This is a genomic window from Microcystis sp. M31BS1 (assembly GCF_020245285.1).
Classification (GTDB): Bacteria; Cyanobacteriota; Cyanobacteriia; order Cyanobacteriales; family Microcystaceae; genus Microcystis; species Microcystis panniformis.
Map to the genome: position 1 here is coordinate 1 of NZ_JADBVE010000268.1, position 11133 is coordinate 11133.

8 protein-coding genes and 1 tRNA gene are annotated in these 11133 nt (G+C 48.2%); 4 read left to right on the forward strand and 5 right to left on the reverse strand.

Features of this window, described 5'->3' with window-relative positions; translation table 11 throughout:
- The first annotated feature begins 393 nt into the window (after positions 1-393).
- Complete coding sequence (gene pyrC / locus IM509_RS15640) at positions 394-1428, forward strand: dihydroorotase (RefSeq protein ID WP_052275335.1); 1035 nt, start codon at positions 394-396, stop codon at positions 1426-1428.
- 256 nt (positions 1429-1684) lie between these two features.
- Here pyrC and IM509_RS15645 read toward each other — a convergent pair whose 3' ends face one another.
- From IM509_RS15645 to IM509_RS15655, 3 genes are all read right to left on the reverse strand, one after another.
- The gene (locus IM509_RS15645; RefSeq protein ID WP_185237576.1) at positions 1685-4417 is read right to left on the reverse strand and encodes a cation-transporting P-type ATPase; all 2733 of its coding nucleotides are present in this window, start codon (positions 4415-4417) and stop codon (positions 1685-1687) included.
- Between the two features lie 171 nt (positions 4418-4588).
- On the reverse strand, positions 4589-5884 hold the full coding sequence (locus IM509_RS15650; protein WP_185237574.1) for a Glu/Leu/Phe/Val family dehydrogenase: 1296 nt from the start codon (positions 5882-5884) through the stop codon (positions 4589-4591).
- Between the two features lie 312 nt (positions 5885-6196).
- Positions 6197-6358, reverse strand: a complete 162-nt coding sequence (locus tag IM509_RS15655) for a CAB/ELIP/HLIP family chlorophyll-binding protein (RefSeq protein ID WP_487353236.1) — start codon at positions 6356-6358, stop codon at positions 6197-6199.
- Positions 6359-6616: 258 nt separating this feature from the next.
- Here IM509_RS15655 and IM509_RS15660 point away from each other — a divergent pair, with 258 nt between their 5' ends.
- Positions 6617-8179: a B12-binding domain-containing radical SAM protein gene (locus IM509_RS15660; RefSeq protein WP_052275333.1), complete on the forward strand. Its 1563-nt coding sequence runs from the start codon at positions 6617-6619 to the stop codon at positions 8177-8179.
- A 180-nt stretch (positions 8180-8359) separates the two neighbouring features.
- Here the strand turns inward: IM509_RS15660 and IM509_RS15665 are convergent, their stop codons facing one another.
- Positions 8360-8806 carry a molybdenum cofactor biosynthesis protein MoaE gene (locus tag IM509_RS15665; RefSeq protein ID WP_185237575.1) on the reverse strand — a complete coding sequence of 149 codons (447 nt, stop codon included), beginning with the start codon at positions 8804-8806 and terminating at the stop codon, positions 8360-8362.
- 476 nt (positions 8807-9282) lie between these two features.
- On the opposite strand from IM509_RS15665, the gene rdgB reads away from it, so the two are divergent.
- Positions 9283-9876, forward strand: coding sequence for an RdgB/HAM1 family non-canonical purine NTP pyrophosphatase (rdgB, locus tag IM509_RS15670; RefSeq protein WP_072927920.1), 594 nt, complete (start codon positions 9283-9285; stop codon positions 9874-9876).
- On the opposite strand, the gene lipA is transcribed toward rdgB, so the two are convergent.
- Positions 9839-10744, reverse strand: coding sequence for a lipoyl synthase (lipA, locus tag IM509_RS15675; RefSeq protein WP_072927917.1), 906 nt, complete (start codon positions 10742-10744; stop codon positions 9839-9841). The two genes, rdgB and lipA, sit on opposite strands and share 38 nt — an antisense overlap.
- Before the next feature lie 71 nt (positions 10745-10815).
- Here lipA and IM509_RS15680 point away from each other — a divergent pair.
- Positions 10816-10889, forward strand: a tRNA-Pro gene (locus IM509_RS15680).
- Positions 10890-11133: the final 244 nt, after the last annotated feature.

An 11133-nucleotide genomic window follows, 5' to 3' on the forward strand; every position in this document is an offset into this window, starting at 1 on the left:
ATGTTCTTGTCGGATAAGTGCAAGGGTATTTTAGCAATTTTAGCCGTTTTCTGTCCCTTTTTCTTGACTTTTTGGGAATTTAATATGGCTGTAATCCTTATATCATAAGTATTTCACAGTTATTCAGCAAACCCTACTTATAATTTTTGGAGATGTCTAAAGCACGACGTTTTTAAAAATTTTCAGCTATGTATTTCCGAGAAATCGCCTAAAAACGTTGCCAGATAAGGATTTGAGAGAATGATATAAGAGAGAATGAAACGACCCAAGGGGCAAGGGGAGGTGTTGCCCCTTGCCTGTTGCCTCTTGCCTCATCTCAACAAGCAATTTAAATACGCGGGCAGCTTATTGTGTTGGGTGAGTTGGGAACCCTAACCGTAGTATGATTGAACAATGCGAAGACTCACAATCACTCGACCCGACGACTGGCACCTTCATCTCCGCGATGGTGCGGCAATGAAAGCGGTTCTCCCCCATACGGTGCGTCAGTTTGCCCGTGCCATTATCATGCCGAATTTAAAGCCCCCAGTGCGCTCGGTGGCTGATGCTGCCTCCTATCGCGATCGCATTCTGGCAGCAGTTCCAGAGGGTCAACAGTTCGAGCCATTGATGACCCTCTATCTCACCGATAATACCAGTCCCGAAGAAATCATGGCGGCGAAAGCCTCCCAGTTTGTCAAAGCGGTGAAATACTACCCGGCCGGTGCCACAACTAATTCCGACTTGGGGGTGACGGACCTTCGTAGGTGCGATTGCGTTTTTGCGGCCATGGAGCAGCTGGATATGCCGCTACTACTGCACGGAGAAGTTACCGATGGTGATATTGATGTGTTCGATCGAGAAAAAGTGTTCATTGAGAAGCACTTAATCCCACTGATAACAAGATTTCCGAAACTGCGGGTCGTCTTTGAACACATTACCACTGCCGATGCGGTCAAGTTTGTTCTATCTGCTAACAACAATGTCGCCGCCACAATTACGCCCCAACATTTATTATTTAGCCGAAACATTCTCTTTACCGGTGGCATTCGTCCCCATTTTTATTGCCTGCCGATTTTGAAACGAGAGGATCATCGTTTGGCGCTTTTGCAAGCGGCCACATCGGGCAACCCCAAGTTTTTTCTAGGGACCGATAGTGCGCCCCATTCTCGCTACAGCAAAGAAAGTTCCTGTGGCTGCGCGGGTTGTTATTCAGCCCTGCACGCTCTAGAGTTGTACGCAGAAGCTTTTGAGAGTGTCGATGCAATTGAGCAACTGGAAGGGTTTGCCAGCTTTCACGGTCCAGATTTTTATCAACTCCCCCGAAATACCGAACAAATCACATTAAACAAAACCCCTTGGCGCATTCCCGATGAATTGCCATTTCCCGAATCCGGACTGGTGCCGTTACGAGCGGGTGAAGAGATAACCTGGCAATTAGGGGAATAAAAACCGCCAGTCTTGGTAGTTGCGGTCAAGAATTGACGATTAGTTAGGGCTGGCTGAATAAATCTAACAACCTTGTTGGATAAGGTTTTTAGACTTTTTTTCCCTCAAAAAGTGCCGACCATTGGAGTGATTGGGGGGAAAATTCCGGGACTTTTTCCCTGAAAATTAGGTAATTGACCAGGTGAAAATCGGTAAAACCCTACACCCTACACCCTACACCCTGTCCCCACGAAGAACTTTTTGCCGCAAACCCTAGTTATTTCCCGTGACAATGAGGAGGATCGATAACATTGGCAAAAATTGCCCAAAGTACCATGAGCGGCATCGGCAACAAACAGATTAGCCATTGATGACCGGTTAGGGTCGCCGTTGCAAACAGACTGTTCATCACCCCCCATTGACTAAACAAAATTTGTAGGGCAACAGCAGCCACAATCCCCAAAATTAGGATCGGTGCATTAGTAATCGACGTTGACTGACGACGCAGGTAGTCCACTAGGCTCATCCCTAATTGGCTGATACTGAGCAGATAGATAACCCGTGCTGCCACAAGGGATTGAATTGCCATTGTGCGGGCAACGGCAATATCTCCTGTGGTCGATTTAGCCCACTCAAACATACCAAAAATTAGAATCCAGTTAAACAATGAAACAGCCAAAATTCGGCGCAATAGTTTTTTGGTGATCAAAGGTTCATTGGGATTGCGTGGTGGTGACTGCATAATGCGGTCGGATTTTGCTTCAAAGGCCAGGGGAACAGTCATCGTGACCGAGTTGATCATGTTCAACCAGAGTACTTGTAGGGAGAGGATGGGTAAATCTCGTGCCAGTAAAGTACTGATCAGAATGGTCATCGATTCGCCACCATTGACAGGTAAGAGAAAGGAGATTGCCTTGCGTAAATTTTGATAAACGGTGCGTCCTTCTTCGACAGCGGCCTTGATCGAGGCAAAGTTATCATCAGTGAGGAGCATATCAGCAGATTCCCTGGCGACTTCCGTTCCTCCTTTCCCCATGGCAATGCCGATATCCGCCTGCTTGAGAGCCGGCGCATCATTAACACCATCGCCCGTCATCGCCACGATTTCTCCTTGAGACTGGAGTACTTCCACCAGTTGCAGTTTTTGGGTAGGGGCAACCCTGGCAAATACCGATCCATCTTCAACCGCTCGGGCCAGTTGATGATTATCCATTTGCGCTAATTGTTTTCCCTCAAATGCTAAGACTTGTGTTGCCGTTTTAATGCCCATCCGTTCCGCGATCGCCCGCGCCGTGACAAGATGATCACCAGTAATCATCTTGACCCGAATTCCGGCAGTTTGACAGGCATGAACGGCAGCGATCGCCTCTGGACGAGGCGGGTCAATCATGCCCTGTAATCCTAGAAACACCAAGCCTGTTTCGATATCCTCATGGTCGATAGAATGCTGATGGGTCGCCGCTGCTTTTTTGGCGAAGGCAAGCACCCGTAAACCCTGCTCTGCCATCGTTTCTACCGCTTGCTCGATCTGTTCGGCGTTCAGCGCAGTCATCTGACCATAGCGATCGATCATCTGGGAACAACGACGCATCAGCGACTCAACCGATCCCTTAACATAGATCAGACGAGGTATGCCATCATGCAAGGTTGCCATGTATTGGTACTCAGATTCAAAGGGAATTGCATCCAATCGTGGGGTTAAAGACAATAGCCCCAATTGACTGAGACCTGCTTTGGCAGCGGCCGCAATCAGCGCCCCTTCCGTAGGATCCCCCACCACTGACCAATCTTCTCCCGTTTGTTTTAGCTGGGAGTCATTACAAAGCAAACCAGCTACCAGACAATCCCCTAGGGCCGGGGGCAATTCGTCCGCAAATGGGCTGCCAGGGTTGCCATCGGTAATCAGACTAATTTCGCCCTTGGGACTATAGCCACCACCACTAACGGCGTAATATTGCCCCTCGGTATAAATGGACTGTACAGTCATTTGATTTTCCGTTAGGGTTCCGGTTTTGTCGGAACAAATGACGGTCGCACTCCCCAATGCTTCCACTGCGGGCAGTTTACGAATAATCGCATGACGACGGGCCATGCGGTTGACTCCAATGGCCAAGGTAATCGTTACCACTGCCGGCAGCCCTTCTGGAATCGCACTCACTGCCAGGGCAACGGCAGCTTCAAACATATCGATCCAAGATTTCCCCCGTCCTAACCCGATGGTAAAGGTCAAGGTTGCTAGGGTCAAAATTGTGTAGAGTAGGGTGCGGCTAAATTGGGCAAATTTACGGGTCAGGGGTGTGCTAAGGCTGACTCGGCTTTCCATCGACTGGGAAATCTGCCCCACTTCGGTGGCATTGGCCGTAGAGACAACAATCCCTTTGCCCTGTCCAAAGGTAACGAAACTCCCTGCGTAGGCCATGTTTGTCCTTTCTGCTAGGGGCGTATCCCCGGGTAAGGGTTCGATCGCTTTTGACCCGGGCAAGGATTCCCCAGTCAAGGCAGACTCATCCACCTGCAAATTGCGGACTTTCAGCAGCCTCAAGTCCGCTGGTACTTTATCCCCCGATACCAATAAAACGATATCTCCCGGCACCAAATCCCGAGATGGAATCCGCAGGGTTTGTCCCTCTCGCAACACCGTCGCTTCTGTGGTTACGGCTTTGGCCAAGGAAGCGATCGCACCTTCCGCCTTAGCTTCCTGCACATAGCCAATAATGGCATTGATCAGGGTAACTCCCCAAATCACCGAGGCATTCGTCCAAGACCCTAAAAATGCCTTAATAGTACCCGCAAGCAAGAGAATATAGAGTAGCGGCTGATGAAATTGCTGCAAAAATCTCAACCAAGCTGGTTTCCCCGGCTTAAATCGCAGTTCATTCGGGCCATATTTTTCGTAGCGACTGGCCACTTCTTCTGCTGATAAGCCCGTTGACCCATCGCTGGTCAAGTATTCAATCACCTCTGGTTGAGAAAGTTGATGATACAACGGCAACGATAATTGAACTGGCATCATGCTCGACCATATTTAGGGTTTGCGGCAAAAAGTTTTTCCTGGGGACAGGGTGTGGGGAAGTGGGGAAGTGGGGAAGCTGTCTTATCACCCTATTACCCCAAAACCCTATCACCCTATTTATTTCCTGACGACTGACGACCGACGACCGACGACCGACTGCTGCCGACCTTAAGCTCTCGTCTTATTTTGATAATAGTCGCGGGTTCCCTTGGCATCTAGGGCTTCTCCGAGACGATCAATAGCGTGGGCGTAGGCGGCGGTACGCAGAGATATATCGAATTCCTGGGCGAAAGACCAGACTTTTTCGGCTTCTGTCACCATTCTTTCTTTTAAGCGCTCATTGATCTCGTTTAATTGCCAATAAAGACCGCTGCGATTTTGCACCCATTCAAAATAACTCACCGTTACCCCACCGGCGTTAACCAGAATATCGGGGAAAACGAGAATCCCTTTTGAGTCTAAAATGCGATCGGCTTCTGAGGTAGTGGGACCATTGGCCACTTCAAAGATATATTTTGCCCGCACGCGATCGGCATTTTCGGCGGTAATTTGGTTTTCTAGGGCGGCTGGAATCAAAACATCCACATCTAGGGCTAATAATTCTTCATTACTAATCGCCTCGTGTTCTACGATATTACAGACGGTATCCTGACAGTAAATAGCAGTAATCCCGCGATGTTCCTGTTTATACTGACGAATACTGGCAATATCTAGGCCTTTTTCCCGATAAATGCCGCCCTGGGAATCACTTACCGCCACCACTTGATAACCGGCTTTGGCGAGGAGAGCCGCTACTACAGCCCCAGCGTTACCGAATCCCTGGACGGCTACGGTAGTATTAGCTGGTTTTTTGTCTAATTTCGGCAAAAGAGAATGAATAACATGAAAAGCCCCCGTTCCTGTCGCCGTATCGCGACCGCGACTGCCTCCCATGGTTAAAGGTTTCCCCGTCACCACCGCCGGACTAATTTTACGCTGAATGATGCTGTACTGGTCCATCATCCAACCCATGATCATCTCGTTGGTATAGACATCGGGGGCAAGAATATCGACATCGGGACCAATAAAGTCGGCTATACCCTCGATATAGCCCCGGCTAAGGCGTTCTAACTCAGCTTTTGACAATTCTTTCGGATTGAGGGTAATACCGCCCTTAGCCCCACCAAAGGGCAAATCCAGCAGGGCGCATTTAAAGGTCATCCAAAAGGCCAGGGACTGCACCTCATCAATGCTGACGTTGGGATGATAGCGCACCCCTCCTTTGCCGGGGCCGCGGGTGTCATCGTAGCGGACGCGGTAGCCTTGGAAGATTCTTAAAGTGCCGTTGTCCATACGGACGGGTATGGAGATACTGAGACTAGCTTTGGGATATTTTAACCGCTCGATCGCATCATCGGAAATGGAGACATACTTAAGGGCGCGTTCTAGGCGACTGCTGGCATCAGTAAAGAGTGATTTCGACATGATTTTTTTCCCCCTATCTATCCCCATTAGAACACGGGAAAACAGTATATTTCGCTACAGTTTATTTTTCTTAATTAACCATGGACGGGAATTGCCGACAAGTGTTCTCAAACAAGGTTACTTGAGAGATTTTCTGGCACATCATCTACCCCACTCCCCACTCCCCACTCCCCACTTCCCTATCACCCCACTTCCCTATCACCCCACTCCCCCATCCCCAACCTGCAACTAAAAAAGGGAAAGAGCGATGCTCCTCCCTTTTTTGATAATTTATGCAAGATGATTGTAGATGCACAGCAATCGAGGCTGAAATTACATTAGGCCCAATTGAGCAAGGATGCCTTTGTGGGTTAAGTATTCCGTAGCTACGCCAATAACGAAACCGAGCATGGCTAAACGACCATTCCAGTTTTCAGCGAAAGCGGTGAAGCCGAGTTTGTTTTCTTGCTTATCCATGGTGAATTGCCTTCCTATAAGAAAATTGCGTTTGAGTCAAGTGCTTGATATTTAATGTAACATAACTTTTCAGACTATGCAACATTTCTTTACATAAATTTTATTGATGTTGACCATAAACTTTTATGGGGGTAGGGTCAAGGGTGGGCAATGGCGGCCGAAAATCAAGCCTGATCTTAGTTCTAGGACTAAATAACCGTTTTCCCATCCCTGACCGAAAAAGATTACAATCAAGCGAAAGGTCAAGAATCGATCGCCATCGAGCGAGGAGTGAATATGCGCGCCTTACTGATTTATCCCGTTTTTCCGCCGACTTTCTGGTCTTATAACAAAATTCTGGAATTAGTTGATCGCAAAGTCTTACTTCCCCCCCTGGGTATGGTGACGGTGGCGGCGATTTTACCGCAGGAATGGGAATTTAAACTGGTTGATCGCAATATTCGGGCGGTGACAGAAGCAGAATGGGACTGGGCCGAAATAGTGATTCTTTCCGGCATGATTGTCCAACGTCAAGATTTAATCGAGCAAATTCACGAAGCCAAGCAACGGGGTAAACTGGTGGCCGTGGGGGGTCCCTATCCCACTTCTATCCCCCATGAAGTTGCTGAGGCCGATTTTCTGATTCTCGATGAGGGAGAAATCACCATCCCGATGTTTGTGGAAGCATTGGCAAAAGGAGAAACCAAGGGTGTTTTCCGCACCACAGAAAAACCCGATGTGACAATTACCCCGATCCCCCGCTACGATCTGCTCGATTTTGAAGCTTATGATTCCATGTCGGTGCAGTTTTCGCGGGGCTGTCCCTTCCAGTGCGAATTTTGCGATATTATCGTTCTCTACGGTCGTAAACCCCGCACCAAAACCCCAGCACAATTATTAAAAGAATTAGATTATCTCTACGAATTAGGTTGGCGCCGGGGCGTGTTCATGGTGGATGATAATTTTATCGGTAACAAGCGCAACGTTAAATTACTCCTCAAAGAATTAAAGGTTTGGCAAGAAGAACACCAGTATCCTTTCCGGTTTAACACGGAAGCGTCGGTGGATTTAGCCGCCGATCCCGAATTAATGGCTATGATGGTCGATTGTTATTTTGATGCGGTCTTTTTAGGTATTGAAACCCCCGACGAAGAAAGTTTACAATTAACCAAAAAATTCCAAAATACCCGTAGTTCTTTAACCGAGACGGTAGAAAAGATTATTAAAGCTGGATTGCGCCCTATGGCGGGATTTATCATCGGTTTTGATGGCGAGAAAAAAGGAGCGGCCGATCGCATCATTAATTTTGTCGAAGAAGCAGCCATTCCCACGGCTCTATTTGGAATGTTACAAGCTTTACCCAATACTGCCCTATGGACTCGCTTGGAAAAAGAAGGACGACTACGATTAACGGGGAAACAGGACATTAACCAAAGTACCCTGATGAATTTCGTTCCCACCCGGCCGATCGAAGATATTGCCACAGAATATATTGAAGCCTTCTGGACATTGTACGATCCGGAGGTATTTCTCGATCGCACCTATCGCTGTTTCCTGAAATTAGGCGCACCTAAAGCTAAACCTGCCTTTAAACTGCCTCGCCGGGCCGATCTCTATGCCCTAGGGGTAATTATCTGGCGACAGGGCTTTAAACGTTCCACTCGCTGGAAATTCTGGCAGAATTTATTCGGTATTTTGCGCCATAATCCCGCCAATGCCGAACACTATATCACTGTCTGCGCCCACAACGAGCATTTCCTGGAATACCGTCAGATTGTCCGGGATGAAATTACGGCACAATTAGCCGAATTCCAACGCCAAGAGGCATTAATAGCGGAAAAAACCGCCATAGCGGCCTAATTATTCCGAGGATGGGTTTATTTACCCATCCTTAACCCCATTTAAGTAGGTAGGCGTTAAAAGTTGTCAGATACCCCCCTTATCAAGGGGGGACTAAGGGGGGATCGGCACCCCCCTTATCAAGGGGGGCAGGGGGGATCGAACCTAAAATCCATTTTTAATTTAATTATAACCAGCTACTTATCGATTTTCTAGTTCACAAGCGCCAATACTAACCCATTGACTAGAACCATCAGACCAGTATTCTTTTTTCCAGATGGGGGCATTATGCTTGAGAGTATCAATAGCATAACGACAGGCTGCGAAAGCTTCCCCTCGATGGGGACAACCCACCGCTACTAAGACGCTAATTTCCCCGATTTGTAGCTTACCGGTGCGATGGTGAATGACAACTCGATTGGTATCGGGCCAGGTTTGCCGAATTTGCCCGGCAATTTGCCGGAAAACCTCGATCGCCATGGGTTCGTAGGCCTGATAATCAAGACAAATAACCGGTTTACCGTCGGTTTGCTCCCGTACAGTGCCACTCATTAGTACAACAGCACCATTAGCCCCATCGTCGGCTAATTGATATACTTCCGGCAAAGATAAGGGAGCAAAACTGACGCGAAAACTATCTGGTGTCATGGATGAGGTGATGGGGAAGTGGGGTGTGGGGGGGGGTGGGGAGATGGGAATTATGAATTATGAATTATGAATTATGAATTGGGGAGTGGGGAGTGGGGAAGTGGGAATTATGAATTGGGAAGTGGGGAAGTGGGGTGTAGGGAGTGGGGTGTGGGGTGTGGGGTGTGGGGAAGGAAACCTCTTTCATCTCTGGTGGTGAAAATTTTTTCAAAAAGACAATTGCTGTCAAACCAGCGAGCCGAGTATTTTGGATGTATTTGTAATTCCTTGATCTGTTTGTCTTTGAGTCTTTCAGTCAATGGGAATTTTAAAGAACCCATTCTTAACTTTAATCCTGGCAATAATCAGGGGGAAATGTCCGTCCGATCCAAAGCAGTCAGGGAGTTAAAAGTTTTCACTGTGGCTTTAGTGTATAGTGAAATATTCTCAACGTCAAGCCGTCCTTTTAGGCCGGGGTTTCCAACCGATTATTTTCGATGAAAAAATTAATTCTAGCCACGAGTAACCCGGGTAAATTAGCAGAGATAGGGGAATACTTAACCGATATCGACCTAGAATTGCAGTTAAAACCCGATGATTTAGAGATAGAGGAAACTGGGGCGACTTTTGCCGAAAATGCCTATTTAAAAGCTGCTCAAATTGCCCTAACATTGGGAGAATGGTCGATCGCTGATGATTCGGGATTGGAAGTAACCGGGTTAGGAAATGCCCCGGGGATTTACTCGGCCCGCTATGGTAAAAATGATCGAGAAAGAATCGATCGCCTCGTCAGAGAATTAGGAGATAATCAAGATCGTTCGGCCCGTTTTGTCTGTGTAATTGCGATCGCACGTCCCGATGGTGAGATTGCCTTGAGCGCCACAGGAATCTGTACGGGAGAAATTCTCACCAGTCCTAGGGGTAAAGGTGGTTTTGGTTACGATCCGATTTTTTATGTCCCCGAATACGCTTTAACCTTTGCGGAAATGTCTCCGGAATTAAAAAGAAAAATCAGCCACCGAGGACGAGCTTTTCAGCAATTGCTGCCCCATCTCAAGACTCTCGCGGATACAAATTCATCAAGGCTCTGACTTGTTCAGCATGATAAGAGCTTCTTGTCAAGGGACTCGCAACAATTTGTAAAAATCCCAGAGACTCACCGTATTCGCGCCAAGCTTGGAACTGTTCGGGGGTAATAAATTCCTGCACACCGAGATGTTTTGGCGATGGTTGCAGATACTGCCCGATGGTGAGAATATCACAATCGACGGCCCGTAAATCGCCCATGACTTGGCGAACTTCCTCGTCGGTTTCCCCCAATCCCACCATAATGCCCGATTTTGTGTAGGTAGCGGGAACAATGGCGCGGGCGCGCTGCAATAATTCTAGAGAACGCTGGTAATCACCCTGGGGACGCACGCGACGATAGAGACGGGGAACAGTTTCGGTGTTATGGTTTAAAACTTCAGGTTTAGCGGCAAGAATCAAAGCTAAAGCCTGCCAATTGCCGCAAAGATCGGGAATCAGCACTTCGATGGTGGTTTTTTGGGAAATGCGGCGAATTTCCTCGATACAACGGACAAATTGACTAGCACCCCCATCAGCCAAATCATCGCGATTGACAGAAGTGATCACTACATGATTAAGATCAAGACGTTGCACGGCTGCCGCTAGTCGCAGGGGTTCCGTGGAGTCTAAAGGTTGCGGTTTTTTCTCAAAATCTATATCACAGTAAGGACAGGCGCGAGTGCAAGCAGGACCCATAATTAAAAAGGTAGCCGTCCCTGCGTGGAAACATTCGCCGATATTGGGACAGGAAGCCTCCTCACAAACGGTATTTAAGCCTAAATCGCGTAAAACTTCCTTAACACTGCCGACTCGCTGCCATTGCGGTGCTTTCACCCGTAACCACTCTGGTTTGACCGTCACGCCTGAACTACTCCGATAATTTTTGCCTATATCTGTAATATCCTAGCAAGTCTCGACCCACTCAAGGCCGAATATGCTATGATGATTTAGCTGAAAATTTTCGGGATGTAGCGCAGCTTGGTAGCGCACTTCGTTCGGGACGAAGGGGCCGCAGGTTCGAATCCTGTCATCCCGATTAAAGACAATCAAGGGTAGATCCCCCCGCCTATCGGCACCCCCCTTATCAAGGGTAGATCCCCCCGCCTATCGGCACCCCCCTTATCAAGGGTAGATCCCCCCGCCTATCGGCACCCCCCTTAATAAGGGTAGATCCCCCCGCCTATCGGCACCCCCCTTAATAAGGGTAGATCCCCCCGCCTATCGGCACCCCCCTTAATAAGGGTAGATCCCCCCGCCTATCGGCACCCCCCTTAATAAGG